The organism is Lacrimispora xylanolytica, assembly GCF_026723765.1.
Taxonomy (GTDB): domain Bacteria; phylum Bacillota; class Clostridia; order Lachnospirales; family Lachnospiraceae; genus Lacrimispora; species Lacrimispora xylanolytica.
The window spans coordinates 3976730-3996161 of sequence record NZ_CP113524.1; the positions used below are offsets into that span (position 1 = coordinate 3976730).

Genomic DNA, 19432 nt, shown 5'->3' on the forward strand with positions numbered 1-19432 from the left:
ATTGCTTTATAATGGTATTAGAATAAATACAACATGGGAGAAATGTTATGAATCAGAAGACAGAAGAAGATAGGAACCTGTTTACCAGAAAACAACTGAGAAAGCTGATTTTCCCCCTGGTCATCGAGCAGTTTTTAGCCGTTGCCATGGGAATGACGGATACCCTTATGGTGGCCGCCATCGGAGAGGCTGCCGTATCAGGCGTATCCATCGTTGATACCATTAACATTCTTTTGATCGGTCTCTTTGGTGCCATGGCAGCCGGCGGATCTGTTGTAGCAGCCCAGTACATTGGAAGAAAGGACGATAAGAACGTTGCAAAAGCTGCCGGACAGCTTTTTCTGGCCGTGGGAGGACTTTCTATCATCCTTGCGGCAATCGCCCTGATATTCAACGAGCCGCTTTTGCGTCTTGTTTATGGAAACATCAGTCAGGATGTTATGGATAATGCAAAGGTCTATTTTTTCCTGTCCGCCTTATCTTATCCTTTCCTCGCCTTTTATAACAGTTCCGCCGCGCTTTTCCGTTCCGCAGGCAATTCGGGAGTATCCATGCGGGTATCTCTCATTGCCAATGTAATGAATATCGTGGGTAATTTTATCTTTATCTTTGGACTCCATATGGGTGTGGCTGGATCTGGAATCTCCACTCTGATTTCAAGAATTTTCTGCGCTGTTATCATGCTGGTTCTGTTAAAAAGACATGCAGGATTAAGCGTTGATTTCACCCTTAAGGTGGATAAGGGAATGCTTCGAAGAATTCTTAATATCGGTGTACCGAATGGTGTGGAAAACAGTATCTTTCAGCTTGGGAAACTACTTTTATCAAGCCTGATCTCCAGTTTTGGTACCGTTGCCATTGCCGCCAATGCAGTAGCAAGTACCATATGCGGTCTGGAGACCATTCCAGCTACTGCTATCGGCATTGCCATGGTTACTGTGGTCGGACAGTGTGTGGGAGCCAGAGAACTGGATCAGGCAAAGAAATATATGGGAAGACTACTAAAAACCGCTTATCTCTGCCTCATCGTATTAAACCTCTCCATTATTCCATTTTTGAACGGAATAACGGCGCTGTTCCAGCTTTCCCCGGAAACCAGCGCCTTAGCGGTAAAACTTATGCTCTATCACAGCATCTGCTGCATGTTGATCCATCCACTGGCCTTCTGCCTCACCAACGGCCTGCGTGCCGCTGGTGACGTCCGTTTTACCATGGTGGTATCCATCTGCTCCATGTGGATCTGCCGTATCGTTCTTGCTTATTTCCTAAGCCTTCACCTTGGGCTTGGACTCATGGGCATCTGGATCGCCATGACCATCGACTGGCTGGTCCGCGCCATCTTCTTCTCCAGCCGTGTGCTGGGAGGAAAATGGAAGCGGTTCGCCCTTCGTTCTCTGAATTAATTTAAAAAACCTAAAACAGCTTCCTTCATCTGATCCGCATCGCAAACCGTGGTATGACGTACCTCGGCGGTGCGGATTTCTTCTACTGCCTGAGGAATCACAATTCCGGATACCCGGGAGAGATGGTCAATAATCTCAAACTCATCCTTTGTTTCCTGATTTCCTTCTATGGCTTCCAAAACACTTCTTGAAAATTTATAAGGACTGGCTGTTGAGGCGATGACCGTTTTTGTATCATCCTTTGTCTCTTCTTTATAGTTACTGTATACAGTCGAAGCGACTCCGGTATGAGTATCAATTAAGTAGCCGGTATCTTCAAACAGCTTTTTAATCGCAGCTTTATTTTCAGCTTCTGACGCAAAGCCTCCTACAAAGCCCTTCATTCTCTCTCTCATCTCACTGGTTACAGAATAGCTGCCGCTTTCTCCAAGAGCCTTCATAAGGTTTGCATTGGCTGTTGCGTCACCGCCAGCACTTAAGTAAATGAGTCTCTCTAAATTGCTGGAAATCAAGATATCCATGGAAGGAGAAGTGGTTAGTATAAATTCCCGGTTCCTGTCATAGGTTCCTGTCTGGAAGAAATCAAAAAGGACTTTATTCTCATTGGATGCACAGATTAAGGTCTTAATCGGTGCTCCCATGAGCTTTGCAAAATAAGCCGCCAGAATGTTTCCGAAGTTACCGGTTGGCACGGCCACATTAATTTCTTCCCCTTCTTTAATCTCTTCATTTAAAAGGAGCTTTGCATAGGCATAGACATAGTAGACGATCTGGGGAACCAGTCTTCCGATGTTAATGGAATTGGCAGAGGAAAGCTGATATCCTTTTTCTTCCAGAAGCTTTGCAAACTCTTTGTCGTTAAAGATCTTCTTTACTCCGGTCTGAGCATCGTCAAAGTTTCCGTGAATGGCTGCCACATGGGTATTCTCCCCTTTTTGTGTTACCATCTGAAGTTCCTGGACCGGACTTACTCCATCCTTTGGATAGAACACAATGATCTCGGTTCCTTCCACATCGGCAAAGCCTGCCATAGCCGCCTTACCTGTATCGCCGGAGGTAGCGGTAAGAATTACGATCTTGTTTTTTACCTCATTTTTTTTCGCAGCGGTAGTCATCAGATGGGGCAGGATAGAAAGTGCCATATCTTTAAATGCAATGGTACTTCCATGATATAATTCCAGATAATAAGCACCATCTGCTTTGGATAGAGGTGCAATCTCTTCCGTATCAAATTTGCTGTCATAAGCCTGATTGATGCAGCTTTTTAATTCGGCTTCGGTGAAATCCGTAAGGAACAGCTTCATTACCTCATAGGCTGTTTCCTGGTATGTCATGAGGGATAGCTCCTTCATGGATCTGTCAAGCTTTGGAATAAAGCTTGGCATAAATAAGCCGCCGTCTGCTGCCAGCCCTTTTAAAATTGCCTGGGAAGCCGTTACACCAGCTTCGCCGCCCCGGGTACTTTGATAGGATAATTCCATAGTATCTGATTCCTTTCCTGCTTTGTCATAATTTAGAGTGGATAAAAACCTTGCCAGCATTGTAGCACACTTTATGAAATGGCGCAAGCAAAAAGTATTCTTTATACGGACATATGTATTTGTTGCAAAGACATATGTCTGAGCTTTCCATTTGTCCCTTTCTATGGTAAGATACTCCCATGGATACAGAAAGGATGAACTTATTTTTATGAAATATGAACATATGCAGAAAGGTATTTTCCTTAGCCGGCCCAACCGCTTTATTGCCAATGTTTTAATAACTAATAAGAACGGCCAGGAAGAAACTGTCGTCTGCCATGTAAAAAATACAGGACGCTGCAGGGAGCTATTGATTCCCGGGGTGACCGTGTTAGTCCAGTTTCACCCGGAAGCCGCCCTTCTTGGAAGAAAGACTCAGTATTCCTTAATCGGAGTATGGAAGGAGCGGGAGGAAGGCCCACTTCTTATTAATATGGATTCCCAGGCACCAAACCAGGCAGCTTATGAATGGCTTTTATCTGGAAATGCTTCTCTTCCCTATGGTAAAAAAAATATTGAGACAACCAAATTGGTTGAAGGAATACAAAATATAAAACGGGAGGTCACCTACGGACAGTCCAGATTTGATCTTGCCTTTCAAACTGCCAATCCTGAGTTCTCCGCATTTATGGAGGTAAAAGGGGTGACCCTGGAGGAGGATGGACTTGCCATGTTTCCCGATGCACCGACTCTTAGGGGTGTGAAACATGTAGAAGAATTGGTAAAGGCATATGAGGCAGGTTATGAGGCTTATATTCTCTTTGTCATACAGATGAAAGAGATGACAGGCTTTGCACCAAACAGAAAGACTCACCCGGAATTTGCCAAGGCTTTACAGGAAGCAAAACGTGGAGGTGTTCATATACTTGCCTACGACTGCATTGTGACAGCTACCTCTATGACCCTGGATAAAGCAGTTCCTGTTTTATTAGATGAATAAACAAAAAGTCTGGCTAAGGATTACTCCTTCTCCAGACTTTTTTCAATGGTATTTCCTTAAAACTTACGGCCCCCGCCTCCCATGGTCCGCCCGGAGGAGGAATGAGTGGTGCTTCTTCCAGAAAAACCACCGCCGGAGCTGCCGCCGGAGTTCCCTCCGTTATTTCTCGGAATGATTACATGGGTCACCGTCTTATTAATGAGATCATCGGTCTGCTGGGAATAGCGAAACTGGCTGGCGCCTCGGTAAGCCTTTAAATAATTCCCTGACCGGTTTCTCTCCTTTTTCATGGAATACTGTCCAGCTACAGTAAGGCAAGCAGTTCCCCCAGCAAAAAGTGCGATTCCAAAGGCTGCTGCCGCTTCATACCAGCGAATACTTCTGTAAATACTGATTTCTCCCGTTTCCTTATCATAATTATACTGGCCGCCAGGAATACCAGCCCGGTAATACTTCATAACTCCATCTAAAAAGGCCTGGGCACTGGAAGCATATTCCCCCTGACTGGCACTCTCATAAGAGCTGTCTAAAATGGCATTCCAGCGCTGATCTGTTAAGAAACGGTTCATCTTACCCACTGGGAGAATGTACATTTCCCGGTTATCCATATCAATTAAAAACAGAACACCTCTGTAATCAGAGCCAACGCCGTATGATCCATTGATGTAATAATCCTCTGCATACTGCTTCGCAGACTTACCGTTCGTATCACTTGCGGTCACGATTAAAACATCCATGTTCATTTCTTTTTTCATGGATGCGATCTGGGACTGAAAGCTATCGATTTCTTTTCTGGTAAAAAGCCCTGCATCATCAAAGACCCGCGTTTCATCCCCAAGGGAATTAAGGGCCATAAAGCATGAGGAGAACAAGAAAAAAACTATAATAAAAAAGGCTGTTGGTATCCCTTTTCTCATCCATTTCCATGTTACATTCATCATATGAAATACCCCACGATCAGCATGGCAGCAAGCACCGGAATGAAGATCTCCAAAAACAGAAGGAGAAGCTTTCCTTTATCCACCGGCAGCTTTCCACAGACCTTTCCGGTCTGCCCGTTTATGGTAAAATAATACATTGCATTCTTTGCCCGGTCAAAATAAGTAAGAGCCCATACAGGAAGGAGCGCATATTGCCATTGCTCCTCTGTGAAGGAAAAGGATTCATCCTGTACCCTCAAAGTATCATAGGAAGTTATGCTGTTTTTTAAGGAGTCTCTGGCAAAGGACCGTACCTCATCCTTCACTTCGCTGGAGAAGTCAGTCTCTCCCATATCTCTTCGCTCCGCTACAAAACCTGATAAGTACCCCATGGTAAATGGCTTCATCACATCGGTATCAAAAGGAAACACTCCTTCTGTCAGCTCTTTACTGGCCTTTTTTAATGCATTACGGGGTACGTATTTTATGGGCATAAGCCCCTCTCTTTTTACTTCATAGGTCTGTGTTTCCGTATACCTGTAATTTCCGCTGACCCAGATGCGCAGACGGTCTGCCCTGGCTGTTAACTGTCCATTGACCCGGCAGCTGTAAAGAAGATAAGGAAAATATACGCCGGAGATCTTTTCAATCTGATCTTCACTGTAAAATGCTTTTGGTGTAAATCTCTTTTTCTTCATCCAGCTTCGAAACATCTCTACTGCCTTTTCCTTTTCAATAGAAAAGGGAATGACATAATCCGGATGGTATTCGCCGGATAGTCGGCCGGTCAGAATGACCGGATTGTGACAATAGTAGCAAAAGGTGGCTGCGGTAGTTTCATCGGTTACAACCTCTGCTCCGCAGCTGGGGCAGGAATAAAGGACCGGCTCACCCTCACGTCCTGATTGCTCCGCCTTTTCCTCTTCCTGCGCCCTTTTCTCTCTTGCCTTTTCCTCTTCTTTCGCTATCTCCTCTTCCTGCGCTTCCTGCTCCGTAAATTCTGAAAGGCAAAATTCACAGGCATACTTTTGAAGCTTTGGATTAAATTTTAAGGGGCCGCCGCAGTTGGGGCAATGATAGGTTATGATGCCGCTCATGGCTTTGGCTTACCGCACTGGGAGCAGAAGTTTCCGGTATTGGACTCACCGCATTCGCACTTCCATGGTCCGGCTGGCTTTTTGTTTCCGCATTGTGGGCAGAAATTACCGGTATTAACGCTTCCGCAGCTACAGGTCCAGCCCGCTGTAGCCTGAGTACCGGAAGGAGTATTATTTCCTGCCTGCTGTTCCTGATTAATCTTCATCTGCTGAAGGTTGGCACTTGATGCAGCACCCAGGATACCGCCTCCTACATTCATTCCCATGCCCATTCCAAGATAACCGGACATAGAACCTGCGGAATTGCCTCCGGCTGCCTCCATACCTCTGGCAGCAGCTCCCTGGACGTATCCCTCTCTTACTGACGGATCTCCAAGCATAGCGCCCTGGTTTCTCATATGAATCAGGTCCTTGGATTCCTCATCATAGGTTATGCTTGCGATTCCCACGGACTGAATGGCCATTCCTCTCCTGGCCTTCCACTGTTCGTCAAGAACATCTGACATATACTGTCCAAGCTCTCTACCCTTTGATGATACGTAAGAGATTCGGATTCCGTCTGCGGACATCTGATTGATGGAGGACTGCAATGCCTCTAAAAATTCGGAAAGATACTGGCTGTTGATATCATCCACTTCCACGCTGACAGCGTTTCTTGGAATGACTTCCGCAAAGAATAACAGAGGATCTGTTACCTTAAAGGAATACGTTCCATGAGCCCGCAGGAATAATTCTGCATTATAAAACTGATCGAAATAATTAATGGGATTAGGGGTTCCAAATTTTACCCCTTTTATTTCCTGAAGATTGATAAAAAATACTTTTTGAGCCGTAGGTGTCTTTCCACCATAACGGACACGGTCAAAGGATTCCTTTAGAGCTTCTTCGAACTGACCATTAAAAAGAGAGGGGAGGGAAGAATTCTTTACAGTAAAATAGCCTGGTTCTCCGGTATAGTCAATCACCTTTCCACCGTCCACTAAAATCATGAACTGATTGGGGTAAACATGAATGACAGAACCATCTGAAACGGTGTTATCTGTTCCCCTTGTATTGGAGCCTTTTCTGATTTTTACTCCTGAAGAGAATACGGTCTGGTCTCCCATATCTCCTGCTTCTATGACTTCAAGCCATTGATCTGCCAGTGAACCGCCTAACGCGGTTGTCAGTGCCTTTACAATTCCCATGTCTGTTCCTCCTCAACTGTTAGATTCCTCTATTATACTATAGGATTGGTAATTACGCCATCAGGCATTCCTCATCATTGCAATTTCTTTGGCGTGCCCAGATAAATCGTTGGGTGTCTCTAAATAAAAAGGCAGCTCCCTAAGAACCGGATGGGTCACGATCCTTTTTATAGCCTCTATTCCGATACAGCCCTCACCTAATCGCGCGTGGCGGTCCTTGTGTGCGCCTAAGGGATTCTGGCTGTCATTTAGATGAACTGCTTTTAAACGGGAAAGGCCGATTACGTCATCGAATTTCTTTAATACCCCGTCTAAGTCATTTGCAATGTCATATCCGGCATCCCACACGTGGCATAAATCAAGACAGACGCCCATGAGATGGCTAAGCTCTACCCGGTCAAGAATCTCTCTTAATTCTTCAAATTCACGGCCTACTTCACTTCCCTTACCTGACATGGTCTCAAGGAGGACCGTCGTATGAAGTTCGGGAGAAAGAATCTCTCCAAGCATATCTGCAATATACTGTATCCCGGTTTCAACGCCCTGTCCTACGTGGCTTCCCGGGTGAAAGTTATAGCAGTTTCCGGGAGTGTATTCCATTCGCAATAAATCATCCTTCATGGTATCTCTTGCGAGAATACGAAGATTTTCATCTGCAGAGCAGGCATTTAAAGTATAGGGCGCATGAGCCAGAATCCGGCCAATGGAGTTTTCTTCTGCAAAGAGAAGAAAACGTTCCACATCGGCCGGATTCATGGCTTTGGCTTTGGTTCCTCTTGGATTTCTTGTAAAAAACTGAAACGTATTTGCATCAATGGCCTTGGCATCCTTACCCATGGCAAGGTAGCCTTTGGCCGATGATAAATGACATCCTATTGTTAACATAAAACCTCCTTTTACTTGGTGTTTTTCATTCGTTTTCCATTGGTAGGGCTGATGGCCTTCACCGCAATAAAAAGGAAGATAGCTGCCAACAAAAGCTGGATGAAAATGCTTAGCACCACCCAGTGATCCATAATGCCATTCTGAGGGTGAGGACCGAACCAGTTGTTAAGGCTCTTTAATACCTGATTATCTCCAGCCTGGGTATTTATCATTACATAAAATGTAGCCACAGGATTTAATAAAAGAAGATACAGGAATGAACCGGAATTGGCCTGATCTGCAATGCCGCTGACCGAGGATGCATAGGTATTGACCACATTTAGGCGGGCAATGGATAACGCAAATATATTGATGGCATAGGTACCTGCCGCAATCATCACCAGCACTCCATAGCTTACTACCGTAGCAATGGTAGAACGCTTAAAAATAGAAGAAAAGCAGATTCCCATGCTTCCGCAAAGAAGGGCCACGGCAAGATAGCATAAAAGCAAAATAAATATATCAGAAGCTGTCACGCCTCCATATACAAATGAGACGGAAAGAAGGGGAAAGCTTGACATGACCATTAAAAACATGGTTCCAAAGGAAGCCATTAATTTTCCCCAGATAATCTCCCATGGCTTCATGGTGGTGGTGAGAAGAAGATCCAGAGTCTGGCGTTCTCTCTCCCCACTGACACTGGCCGCTGTCAGAGCCGGCATGATGAACATGAGCATGACGAATTCCACCACTGCTACGAAAACGTATATGTTGATAAAGGATGAATACTGAATCTCAGCTGTCATCTTCACCTGTTCTACCACGGAGTACATATTAAGAAGAACTACCAGGGCAAGAATGGAATTAAACAGCACAAGAATGAGGGCCAGACGGAAGCTTCTGGAGCTGACCGTTATTTCCCGTTTATAGACCGGGTTCATTTTCATGTACAAGCACCGCCTTTTCTTTATCATGATCGGTTATCTGCATGAACAGGGTCTCTAAGCTCCCCTGCTCTCTGTAAAACCCGCGGATCAGTACCTCCGCATCCACAAGCTGTTGTAGGAGAAGGGCCTCATCCTGTTCATCCCCAATGAAATTCACCCGGATATCCTGATCCTTCACGGCTATGGTCTGAACACAGGGCTGGCTCTTTAAGATGGAAAGAGCCCTTTCCTTATTGCCCAGAACTGCGATGATCAGGGGATTGGTGGCATTGACCCTGTGAAGGATTTCTTCCATACTTCCTCCCAGAACCATCTTCCCCTGGTCAATGATACCAATATCCGTACAAAGCTCTGATAGCTCCGACAGCACGTGGGAGCTTATAAATATGGTCTTTCCCTGATCCTTTAACTCTTTTAAGATCTCCTTGAATTCAAATCGGGTCCTTGGGTCCAGACCGGAAGCAGGCTCATCAAGAACCAGAAGAAGGGGATCATGGATTAAAGCCCTTGCCAGGCACAGACGCTGCTTCATACCTCTTGATAAGCTGTCTACATAAAAGTTTACCTTATCTTCCAAGCCCACCTGTTCTAAAAGGGTCATATACCGGTTTCTCGCTTTAAGCCCATCAAGTCCATAGCAGGAAGCAAAAAACTCCATGTATTCGTTGACCCTCAGATTATCATACACGCCGAAAAAATCAGGCACATAACCAATGCTTAACTTTAAATCATTTAACCCTCTGGTCACGTCGGTACCACGAATCAGGACCTGGCCGCAGTCTGCCGATAGGAGTCCGGTCATAATCTTAATGGTGGTTGTTTTACCTGCACCGTTTGGCCCCACAAATCCGTAAAGGGAGCCTTCGGGAATCGTTAGATCCAAGCCATTTAAGGCATGGAACTTACCGAATTTTTTCCATAAATTTTTGATTTCTAACATCATTTATCCCTTCCTGTAACCGTGAGCATAGGCAGTGTTATATACCAGTTCTTTCCTTCCGCATTGTCGCTTACATATTTAACGGTAAGGGTATTGCCCGGTGATAAATAGGGGGTCAGCTCCCCGGCTGTATAGTCCAGCTTTCCGGCGGTCATGACATCATAATTCCCTGTGTCGTGATTGTAAAAATAAATATCTCCCTTAAACAGGTTGATGTAGGAAACGTTATCATTGTTTGTAAAGTCCGCGGATGGATTTTCAAACGACAATTTGTCAATCTCAAGGTCATTTCCAAGGAAATACTCCAGGGCTACCGGATCAACCGCATAGGTTGCGTTGGAATCAGAGTAATACTGACCGCTGATTACTTTTGGCGGTTTTATCAGTGCAGAATGAGAGACAACTCCAAACTTCCTTGTGTTTACATCCAGAGTGGAGGTAAACATGGACATTCCAAAGGTCTCATAGTTTCCTTTGGCCAGGAACTGGCTGTCAGTCTGATTGCTGCTGAAGGCTACAATTCTGGCTTCCTGGTTATAGGCGGTGGAATATTTATCCAGGTAGAAGCTTAAAATATTGGTTCTGGACAGTGCCAGCATATAATCTGGATTGTCAATATCTGCCTTTGGATACTGATAGCTGCCTGTTACTCTGGCTGATACGTTAAAGGCGTTGTTAATGGGATAATTAATGACTGGAGCACCATCTAATTTAACAGTCTCCCCAGGCTTTAATTCATCTAGCAGAATCATCTTACCGTACATAAGAACTCCGACCTTCTCTACGGGGAAGGGGTATTCATTGGTCACAGTTCCGTAGACCTTTCCGTCTGACAGCGTAATATCACCAAGAAGTCCTCTGTGGTCTGTATTGGGAGTCCGTTTTTGCAGAGAGAAGTATTTGGGCGTAAATGCTGCTGCATTCTGAACGGAAACCTTTGTATCTCCATTTCCGTATCCTACTCTTACTTTATAATCTTCATCTCCAAGAAACTTGGGGACAGGAGACATTTCATAGTTGTTGCTCCTTGTTATGGGCAAAATCATATAAGAAGGATCCAGGGAAATGGTATAAGCCTTGTTATAAGGAGTCCTCATATTAATATAGGTATATTCATCCACATAATCCTTAGTGGAATCCAAAATAGTGGCATAGGTAAAGAAGGTATCCTTAAACCGGGTCTTAATTCCTGTCAAGTATATGACCGCGGTAAAGATAAAGGAGATCACCACCACTGCGGTCCTGTAATATCCTCTTCTCTCCTTCTTTTTCAAATAGAGATAAAGCCCAGGTCCCACCAGGATAATATATCCCAGGATTAATACGATATAAAGAGCAAGCTTTGGAAGCTTATCTACATTGCCTGTATTGAGCATGTTCTGAACGGACCAGAACTGGCCGGAATTTCCGCTGTATAAGTATGAGGATAAGTTGTTTAATCTGGTATCTCCCAAAATGGTGGTAAAAAGCTTATCCACATAGGAGCGGTGGGTCTCACAAAAGGAGGAAATGTCTGCAAAATCATAGGCAGCCACTCCAACGATGCCTTTTCCCTTGGATACGGAAGTAAGGACTGAGAACTGGTCATTGGAAAAAACACCTGTGCCTCCTTTTAAGGAAACATCAGCACACACAAGATTTAAAAAGGAGTCTCCAGGTCCGTTGGTGGAATATTCTACACCCATATCCACAGACCGCTCCGCTGGAGGTGCATATTGCTTCTCCAAAAGGTCCGATTGAAATGCAAAAAGTGTATCATCTGCTCTGGCTCCAGTGCCAAGAAGAAGGGTGCCGCCTTCCTTTACCCACGCCCAAATTGCTGACACCTGGTCTTTGGAAAGCTGTTTGGTATCGTAATCGGTGATAACAAGGACATCAAGAACACCCAGTCCGATTACATGATCCGGCATCTTTTCCGTCTTCATGTTAAAGGTCTTGATACGGACAGAGCTGTAATTGACTCCCACTCCCTCCATATAAGAAAGCTTATCAGCATTATCCGATAAAATGCCTACGAAGAGTTCTGCTGTTTCCGGAGTGACATTGGTTTTTAATCGTTTTCGAATCAGCTCATTTCCACTTTGATCTAAAAGCTTCACATAGAGGGTGTCTGCCCTTCCCGCAGGAATATCCAGGGATTGATCAAGGATTTCCATCCCTTTTAAACTCACCGGATAATCATACTGGTAAATATCAAAATCTGATTCCATGGCTTCCACCCGAAGTGTACCGGTAAATGGGGCGTCCTTGTCACTTTTTACGGTTACATTCACGGGTACAAAACGTCCGCTTTTTGCATTTCCATCATATCCATAGGAAACATCCATGGAGATTTCTGATTCAGAAACCGCATTAAATTCATTTTCCTGAGAATTGGCATCTGTGGCTACCATGCCGAAAGCAGGCAGCTTCATGCTGCCTGCTATGGTAAGCGCTATGGCAAAAATCAGGGATATCTTCTTGAAATTCATCCTGTATCATCCTATCTTTCCAAAGTTCTCTTTGTTCACATCAAAATCAACCTTAAGCTTAACCGAAAATACAGTGCCGGACAAATCACTGGTAACGTCTATGGCTCCGCCGTGCATATCCACAATGTTCTTTGCAATGGCAAGACCAAGACCAGTTCCTCCTGTATCTGTGGAGCGGGACTGCTCCACCCGGTAGAATTTATTAAAGATCAGAGGCAGTTCGTCTGCTGGAATCACATAACCGTAATTGACCACAGAGACTGTCACCTGTTCTTCGTTGCCATTCACTTTTACCAGAATCCGTTTCCCATCGGCTCCGTATTTGATGGCGTTGTTGATAAGATTGTCAAACAGGCGCGCCAAAAGATTTCCATCCGCCGCGATTACCATAGCGGGGACATTGCTTTGAAGCTCATAGGATAAGTTTTTATCCACAAAGCTGGGATAAAACTCCTCTAAAAGCTGGCTTAAAAGCTTTACCACATCCACTCTTGATACGTGCATGGACATCTTTCCGTAATTTAGTTTTGTAAATCCGAATAAATCTTCAATCAGCTTTTCCAGCCGTTTTGTCTTTACGTATGCGATTCCTATGTACTTTTTCTGAACCTCAGGATCAAGCTTCGTATCACCGGATAAAAGCTCTAAGTAACCGTTAATGGAGGTAAGAGGAGTCCTTAAATCATGAGCGATGTTGGTAATCAGCTCATTCTTCGTCCGCTCTGCCTCTCTTTCCTTATCCATCAGCTCTTTTAAATCGCCCACCATCTTATTTAAGCTGGCTGCCATAACGGAAAATTCATCATCCCCTTCAATATCTACCGTGATGTTTAAATCTCCTTCGGAAATGCTGTGCATGGCGCTGGATATCTTGGCAATATATCGCATGGATTTTTCCTGTAATAAAAGAAAGGTAACCGTAAAAATACCGATTCCGAAAACAACATAAATAAGAATCACTACGGCATCAAAGGTGGTAAGAAGCTCCACAAATGCATTGTCCCTGTCTGTATTACGCATATACGAAGCGATGAGGGAAATATTGGTTACAAGAAAAAGTTCTATCAGGACCGTGACCACAGCACTGTAAAAAATGTTGGCTACGACCCTGGCATGAAAACGGCGATTGATATCACTTTTCAATTTTGTAACCTACCCCCCAAACAGTGGTGATGATCTTATTCTGTCTGGTGTCTTCCTTCATCTTGCCGCGCAGACGTCTGATATGTACCATTACGGTGTTATTGGCTTCATAAACCTTTTCGTTCCAAACCTTTTCAAAGATCTCATCGGTGCTGAACACCCTGCCTGGATTGGAAGCCAGCAAATATAGAATGTCAAATTCTATGGGAGTCAGTTTAATTTCTTCTCCGTAAACGGTTACCTTGTGATTATCCTTATTAATGGTCAGCCCCCGAATAGCAATTTCGTTCTTGGCTGCTTCATTGACTGAGCTGTTGGGGTTTAACTGGGTATAGCGGCGAAGCTGTGATTTTACACGCGCCGTAAGCTCCAGAGGGTTAAACGGCTTTGTTACGTAATCATCTGCCCCGGTACCAAGGCCAAGTATCTTATCTAAATCAGTGGATTTTGCACTTAGCATGATAATGGGGATATTATTTGTCTCTCGTATCTTCCTGCACATGGAAAGTCCATCCATTCCAGGCATCATGATGTCTAAAAGAACCAGATGAATCTGATGCTTTTCCAGTATCTCAAGGCCCTCCTCTGCGTGGTTTGCCTTATATACTTTATATCCATCGCTAACCAGATAGATTTCAACCAGATCTGCAATCTCCTTCTCATCATCCACAACCAGTATGCTTATTGTCTCGGACATGAAAAAATACCTCCCTTGTCGTTATGTAAGCGGCTCTTCTTTTTACACAGAAAAGCCTGCATCCATTCTACCACAAGAAAGGTATCTTTGCCTTACTATTTTCTTACAAAAAACCTATAAAACGGTAATTCACACCTGAATTTTCCAGTTAGCTCTGGCTCTCATTGGGGATAAATACCCGGCTTGCCTGAGGGTTTAATTTCTTAAGTTCTTCCCTGACCGCTAGCTTTGCTTCCTCACAGAACTCCTCCTGGCTGTTTCTCTGGACCCGGCCTCTCCGGTCCGGTTTTTCATAAGTTCCATCAGGTAAAAGGATATGGGATTTTACATTATCCTCTAATTGTATCAAAAGGATCTTGATAATCCGTTCTTTTAAATCCTCATCTTCTACCGGAAACATGATTTCCACCCGTTTATCTAAGTTTCTTGGCATCCAGTCAGCACTTCCCAGGTAAAGCTCCGGGCTTCCATCATTTTCAAAATAAAAGACTCTGGTATGCTCCAGGAAATTTCCAATAATGGAGCGGACGGTAATATTTTCACTTAATCCAGGGACGCCTGCCCTTAAACTGCAGATGCCTCTTACAATGAGCTGAACTTTCACTCCTGCACAGGAAGCCTCATAAAGAGCCGCGATAATATCCTTATCACAAAGGGAATTCATCTTTGCGATGATATGAGCCTGTTTTCCTGTTTTTGCATTCTTTGTTTCCCGCCTTATCATCTTTAAAAACCTGGCTCTCAGCCAGATGGGGGCAACCACCAGTTTGTTCCACTGCAAAGGCTCAGAATATCCGGATAGCATATTAAAGACTGCCGTGGCATCCTCTCCGATCTGGGGATTGCAGGTCATTAACCCAAAATCCGTATAAAGCTTTGCTGTGGAATCATTATAGTTTCCTGTTCCCAGATGAACGTATCGTCTGATGCCATCTTCTTCTCTTCGGACCACCAGGGTAATCTTTGAATGAGTCTTTAAGCCTACCAGCCCATAAATTACGTGACAGCCTGCTTTTTCAAGTCTCTTTGCCCAGTTAATATTATTTTCCTCATCGAAACGGGCTTTTAATTCCACCAGTACAGAAACCTGCTTCCGGTTATCTGCGGCCTCTTCCAAGGCAGCTACAATGGGAGAGTTGCCGCTGACCCGGTAAAGCGTCTGCTTGATAGCCAATACTTCAGGATCTTTTGCCGCTGCCTTTACAAAATTTACAACAGGGTCAAAGGTCTCATATGGATGATGAAGTAAAATATCTCCCTTTCTGATATTGGTAAAGATATCATCCTCATTCATTAACTCCGGCACCTGCTGAGGGACATAGGGAACGGCCTTTAAGTGCTCGAATCCTTTCACTCCATACAGCTTCATTAGAAAGGTAAGGTCCAAAGGGCCACTGATTAAAAAGATATCACTGGAGCTGATATTAAGCTCCCTTTTTAATATTTTCAGGAGACCTTTATCAATCTTTTCTTCTACTTCAAGGCGTATGGCCTCGCCCCACTGTCTTTTTTTCAACTGCTTTTGAATCTCTTCCAAAAGGTCCACAGCTTCTTCTTCATCAATGGACAGATCCGCATTTCTCATGACCCGGAAAGGGCTGGCTGTGACTACGTTGTAATTTAAGAACAGGCTTCCCATATTCCGCTCGATAATTTGTTCCAGCAGGATTACCTTTTGCTCTTCCCCTTCTTTTTTAGGGAACTTAACAATCCTTGGAAGCACGCTTGGGACCTGGACCATGGCAAATTCCAGCTCCTCTTCCCCGCTCTTTTTCTTAAGAAGTGCTGCAATGTTTAAGGACTTATTCCGAATCAGTGGAAATGGTCTGGAGGAATCCACTGCCATTGGGGTGAGAACCGGATAAACATCACGTTCAAAATAGTTATCTGCAAAATTTCCTTCTTCTTCATTTAGATCTTCATGATTTAAAATTACATGAATTCCATGTTGCTTTAAAGCTGGAAGTAAGGAGCGGTTATAGGTGGAATACTGGAGAGCAACCAGCTCATGAGTCTTCTCACTGATTTTTTCCAGCTGCTCCCCTGGTTTTAAGCCAGAGATATCAGGCTTTGTATATTTGGCATGGACCATGTCTTTTAACGATGCCACACGGACCATATAGAACTCATCTAAATTGGAGGCTGTGATGCCTAAAAATTTGACTCTTTCAAGTAAAGGAAGGCTTTTATCTCTCGCCTCGCCAAGAACCCGGTAATTAAACTCGATCCAGCTCAGTTCTCGGTTAACATAATTATCCGGATTGTTAAATATCTCATTGATGTCTGCCATCAGGTCAACCTCCTCTTCTGCTTTAAGACTGGCCTTATTCCAAAAATCTCTTCAAAAAATTCCGCCTTTTGGCTAAAGGAAACAGATTCCAGAGTTATATCTCCCTCATAGGAAGTGGTCACCAAAAGCTGCCCGTTTTTCACATTCATACGGCTGTCTGACAGCTTTTGTTTATGGCTTCGATCCATGGAATTGGCAAGTCTTAAAATGGCGGTCAGCTTTGCCATAAGAATGGTAATATCCTCTTTGGATAGTTCCCCTTTTGTATTGCGAAACAGCTCTTCATTTAGATGCATACGGCTGTAATCAAACTCCACTCCATTATACCGGACCACATTGGCTATGATTTCCCGTTCCATATGGGACAATCCTATAATCTCTGTGGACATAATAATATTATAAGCAGATTCGCTGGGTTTTTTCATGGAGATAAATTTTCCGCAGGCGTGCAAAATGGCGGCAATCTGTAAAAGAAGCCGTTCTCTTTTTCCCATGCCGTGATATTTTTTCATGCTGTCGAAAAGATCGACCACATATTTTTCCATAATAGCGGTATGCGGACCATGGCATTTGTATCTTTTTGCCATATTTCTGGAGGCGGCCAGGATGTCCTCGGAAAAATCGTGATGAAATTTCACAGCCTTCGTTTCCTCGGCATATTCTGCTGCTATGCTGTCACAAAGACGAATTCCCGGAATCCAGAACATGTCTGCTCCCGTGATTTCTAGCACGCGTTTAAAGATAATGGCCGCTGGAACTAAAAGGGCGGCATATTCTGCATTGACTCCAAACCGTTCCTGAATTCCTTCCACTGACATCTTTAACAGCTTTTCGTAAAATTCTCCATACTCCTCTGCGGTAATCCGTTCCACCGCCTTGCCGCCATTGCTGCCTCTGGAGAGATAGAGGATGCTCTCCCCAATCCCAATGAGACTTTTTATCTGGCGGTCCTTTAAATATACCTTTCGAAAGGTGTAAAGCTCATTATCCACCATCTCTTCAATGAGAGTGTTCTGCATTTTGGCACTGACCTGCACGTCAGCCATCATTTCCCGAATCCGCAGTACCCCAAGCATCAGATTCTGGGTGGACACAAGGGCATCCTTATCAAAGAGAGATACCTGCATGCTGCCAAAGCCCACGTCAACGATGGCGGTCCCTTTTTCTATGATTTTGCTGAACTCCGCATCTTTTGATGCAATGGCTTTATAACTGATGAAACGCTGCTCGGAATTGCTTATGATCTGTACCTCAATTCCAGTCCTGACACGGACCTGGTCCAGTACGATCTGGCTGTTTTTAGCCTCCCGTAAGGCACTTGTGGCATAAGCACGGTACCCAATTACCTTATACGACTGCATGATTCCGGCAAAGTCCTTGATTACGCTGCACATCTCTTCCACCAGCTCATAGCTGATTTTCCCATTGTTGTAGGTATCCCTGCCAAGGGCGATAACATGGCGAACATGATCGATCTTATTGATTCCATTTTTGACAGATATCTCATAGATGCCCAGCTCCAGTTCAAACGATCCCACATCGATGGCAGCAAATATCTTGATTGCCATACTTGTCCTCCTTACCGCCCATGTAGCGGGCGTTTACACCTATTTTACTCTATCCCAATGATTTTTGTGTTAAATCCAGGTAAAATCTTACAAATTTCTTCCACTTTCTTCTCTTTTCCCCAATATATGAGTGATGAACTGACTTGCCATCCTTCCGGATAGTCCTCCATGCTGAAGCTCCCATATATTTGCCTTGGCGTAAAGCTCTTCCGGCTGTAAATCCAACTCATAACGATCTGCCAGCTCCTTTACGATATTTAGAAATTCTGCTTTGTCCGGAGAGCCATAATAGATGGTAACGCCAAAGCGGGCAACCAAAGAAAGCTTTTCCTGGACGGTGTCATTGTTATGTAATTCATCATCCAGTTGTCTTTTATCGCTGAACTTCTCCCGAATCAGATGGCGGCGGTTGGAGGTGGCATAAATCAGCACATTGCCAGGCCTGATTCCAAGTCCTCCTTCGATGATTGCTTTTAGATACTTATATTCCAGCTCCGTATCCTCAAAGGATAAATCGTCCATATAGATGATAAACTTGTAATTCCGGTCCTTTAACTGCTCCTGAAGCTTTGAAAGCATCTGAAACTGATGTTTGTAGACTTCTATAATTCGAAGGCCTCTGTCATAATATTCATTTAAAATGGCTTTGATGCTTGAGGACTTACCTGTGCCGCTGTCTCCAAATAAAAGGACATTATTTGCCGCCTTTCCATCTAAAAAAGCTTCTGTATTTTCCACAAGCTTCTGCTTCTGGCGCTCATATCCAATGATGTGAGAGAGGCGTATCGGTTCTATATTGGTAATGGGAAGGATTCTAAGCTCTCCTCCCTCATCTTCGATTCGAAATGCCTTATTTAAGGCAAACGTTCCAACTCCGAACCCACGGTAGAATTCAGTAACAGCATTCTTAAATTCCTGCACATCTAAAGTGCTTGAAAGTACAGCAGCCAATGACAGAATCTGATCCCTGATCTCACCGTCATAAACTCCATTTTCTTCATCCGGAGCCTCATAGCTTTTTAAGGCTGTCCAGATACTTAAGCCAGAGCTTCCATCCAAAAGGCTTAAATCATACTGAAACAATTCCCGGAAGATGGAAAAATCATGAGCTGCCAATTCATTTAATGTGCCTTTGACTGGACCGGTAATCTCACATGCAGTGCTGTATGGGTTTTCATGACTTACCAGGCATAATGTTAAAAAGCAATGCCAAAGATTCCCATGAAACCCATAAACAGAAGCTATCTGGGTCAGCCGTCCGGCGCAGGCATAGGAATCCGGCATTGCTTTTTGAAACTCCTCTCCTGATTTGGAAATGAGTGCTGCAATCTGGTCAAAAAGTTCTCTAAATTCGAAATTGCGGTAAAGGATCAGTTCCTGGGATTTCATAAATCTCCTCCTCATGTAAAGTTTAAGTCCGGTCTGAATCAGACCGAACTTTATAA

The 19432-nt window shown here is 44.1% G+C and carries 15 protein-coding genes; 2 read left to right on the plus strand and 13 right to left on the minus strand.

Annotation, left to right across the window (positions count from 1 at the left end; genetic code table 11):
- Positions 1 to 47: 47 nt before the first annotated feature.
- The gene (locus tag OW255_RS18475; RefSeq protein WP_268114919.1) at positions 48 to 1403 is read left to right on the plus strand and encodes an MATE family efflux transporter; all 1356 of its coding nucleotides are present in this window, start codon (positions 48 to 50) and stop codon (positions 1401 to 1403) included.
- Here the strand turns inward: OW255_RS18475 and thrC are convergent.
- A complete protein-coding gene (gene thrC, locus OW255_RS18480; protein ID WP_268114920.1) occupies positions 1400 to 2884 on the minus strand; it encodes a threonine synthase in 1485 nt (494 codons plus the stop codon). The genes OW255_RS18475 and thrC overlap by 4 nt on opposite strands.
- A gap of 208 nt (positions 2885 to 3092) precedes the next feature.
- On the opposite strand from thrC, the gene sfsA reads away from it, so the two are divergent.
- Entirely contained in the window at positions 3093 to 3863 is a 771-nt protein-coding gene (gene sfsA / locus OW255_RS18485) for a DNA/RNA nuclease SfsA (RefSeq protein ID WP_268114921.1), read from the plus strand.
- Positions 3864 to 3919: 56 nt separating this feature from the next.
- Here sfsA and OW255_RS18490 read toward each other — a convergent pair whose 3' ends face one another.
- From OW255_RS18490 to OW255_RS18545, 12 genes are all read right to left on the minus strand, one after another.
- Positions 3920 to 4804, minus strand: a complete 885-nt coding sequence (locus OW255_RS18490; RefSeq protein ID WP_024834811.1) for a TPM domain-containing protein — start codon at positions 4802 to 4804, stop codon at positions 3920 to 3922.
- Positions 4801 to 5880 (minus strand): TFIIB-type zinc ribbon-containing protein, encoded by a 1080-nt coding sequence (locus tag OW255_RS18495; protein ID WP_024834810.1) that lies wholly within the window; start codon positions 5878 to 5880, stop codon positions 4801 to 4803. Before OW255_RS18495 ends, OW255_RS18490 begins: the two co-directional genes overlap by 4 nt.
- A complete protein-coding gene (locus OW255_RS18500) occupies positions 5877 to 7067 on the minus strand; it encodes an SPFH domain-containing protein (protein WP_024834809.1) in 1191 nt (396 codons plus the stop codon). Before OW255_RS18500 ends, OW255_RS18495 begins: the two co-directional genes overlap by 4 nt.
- 60 nt (positions 7068 to 7127) lie before the next feature.
- Complete coding sequence (locus tag OW255_RS18505; protein WP_268114922.1) at positions 7128 to 7952, minus strand: deoxyribonuclease IV; 825 nt, start codon at positions 7950 to 7952, stop codon at positions 7128 to 7130.
- Positions 7953 to 7963: 11 nt separating this feature from the next.
- A complete protein-coding gene (locus tag OW255_RS18510) occupies positions 7964 to 8878 on the minus strand; it encodes an ABC transporter permease (RefSeq protein ID WP_024834807.1) in 915 nt (304 codons plus the stop codon).
- Positions 8856 to 9818, minus strand: a complete 963-nt coding sequence (locus tag OW255_RS18515) for an ABC transporter ATP-binding protein (RefSeq protein ID WP_024834806.1) — start codon at positions 9816 to 9818, stop codon at positions 8856 to 8858. The genes OW255_RS18510 and OW255_RS18515 overlap by 23 nt, the downstream gene beginning before the upstream one ends.
- The gene (locus tag OW255_RS18520; RefSeq protein ID WP_268114923.1) at positions 9818 to 12289 is read right to left on the minus strand and encodes a hypothetical protein; all 2472 of its coding nucleotides are present in this window, start codon (positions 12287 to 12289) and stop codon (positions 9818 to 9820) included. The genes OW255_RS18515 and OW255_RS18520 overlap by 1 nt, the downstream gene beginning before the upstream one ends.
- 6 nt (positions 12290 to 12295) lie before the next feature.
- Positions 12296 to 13432, minus strand: coding sequence for a sensor histidine kinase (locus tag OW255_RS18525; protein ID WP_024834804.1), 1137 nt, complete (start codon positions 13430 to 13432; stop codon positions 12296 to 12298).
- Positions 13422 to 14129, minus strand: coding sequence for a response regulator transcription factor (locus tag OW255_RS18530; RefSeq protein ID WP_024834803.1), 708 nt, complete (start codon positions 14127 to 14129; stop codon positions 13422 to 13424). Before OW255_RS18530 ends, OW255_RS18525 begins: the two co-directional genes overlap by 11 nt.
- A 148-nt stretch (positions 14130 to 14277) precedes the next feature.
- Entirely contained in the window at positions 14278 to 16419 is a 2142-nt protein-coding gene (locus OW255_RS18535) for an RNA degradosome polyphosphate kinase (RefSeq protein ID WP_268114924.1), read from the minus strand.
- Complete coding sequence (locus OW255_RS18540) at positions 16419 to 17987, minus strand: Ppx/GppA phosphatase family protein (RefSeq protein WP_268114925.1); 1569 nt, start codon at positions 17985 to 17987, stop codon at positions 16419 to 16421. The genes OW255_RS18535 and OW255_RS18540 overlap by 1 nt, the downstream gene beginning before the upstream one ends.
- Before the next feature lie 87 nt (positions 17988 to 18074).
- Entirely contained in the window at positions 18075 to 19376 is a 1302-nt protein-coding gene (locus OW255_RS18545) for an ATP-binding protein (RefSeq protein WP_268114926.1), read from the minus strand.
- Between the last annotated feature and the right edge of the window lie 56 nt (positions 19377 to 19432).

Excerpts from the sequence above, each read along its gene's own strand:
- OW255_RS18510 (WP_024834807.1), bottom strand. The coding sequence starts at position 8,878 with ATGAAAATGAACCCGGTCTATAAACGGGAAATAACGGTCAGCTCCAGA.
- OW255_RS18540 (WP_268114925.1), bottom strand. The coding sequence starts at position 17,987 with ATGGCAATCAAGATATTTGCTGCCATCGATGTGGGATCGTTTGAACTG.
- OW255_RS18495 (WP_024834810.1), bottom strand. The coding sequence starts at position 5,880 with ATGAGCGGCATCATAACCTATCATTGCCCCAACTGCGGCGGCCCCTTA.
- OW255_RS18535 (WP_268114924.1), bottom strand. The coding sequence starts at position 16,419 with ATGGCAGACATCAATGAGATATTTAACAATCCGGATAATTATGTTAAC.
- OW255_RS18475 (WP_268114919.1), top strand. The coding sequence starts at position 48 with ATGAATCAGAAGACAGAAGAAGATAGGAACCTGTTTACCAGAAAACAA.
- OW255_RS18545 (WP_268114926.1), bottom strand. The coding sequence starts at position 19,376 with ATGAAATCCCAGGAACTGATCCTTTACCGCAATTTCGAATTTAGAGAA.
- OW255_RS18505 (WP_268114922.1), bottom strand. The coding sequence starts at position 7,952 with ATGTTAACAATAGGATGTCATTTATCATCGGCCAAAGGCTACCTTGCC.
- sfsA (WP_268114921.1), top strand. The coding sequence starts at position 3,093 with ATGAAATATGAACATATGCAGAAAGGTATTTTCCTTAGCCGGCCCAAC.
- OW255_RS18520 (WP_268114923.1), bottom strand. The coding sequence starts at position 12,289 with ATGAATTTCAAGAAGATATCCCTGATTTTTGCCATAGCGCTTACCATA.
- OW255_RS18530 (WP_024834803.1), bottom strand. The coding sequence starts at position 14,129 with ATGTCCGAGACAATAAGCATACTGGTTGTGGATGATGAGAAGGAGATT.
- OW255_RS18515 (WP_024834806.1), bottom strand. The coding sequence starts at position 9,818 with ATGTTAGAAATCAAAAATTTATGGAAAAAATTCGGTAAGTTCCATGCC.
- OW255_RS18500 (WP_024834809.1), bottom strand. The coding sequence starts at position 7,067 with ATGGGAATTGTAAAGGCACTGACAACCGCGTTAGGCGGTTCACTGGCA.
- OW255_RS18490 (WP_024834811.1), bottom strand. The coding sequence starts at position 4,804 with ATGATGAATGTAACATGGAAATGGATGAGAAAAGGGATACCAACAGCC.
- thrC (WP_268114920.1), bottom strand. The coding sequence starts at position 2,884 with ATGGAATTATCCTATCAAAGTACCCGGGGCGGCGAAGCTGGTGTAACG.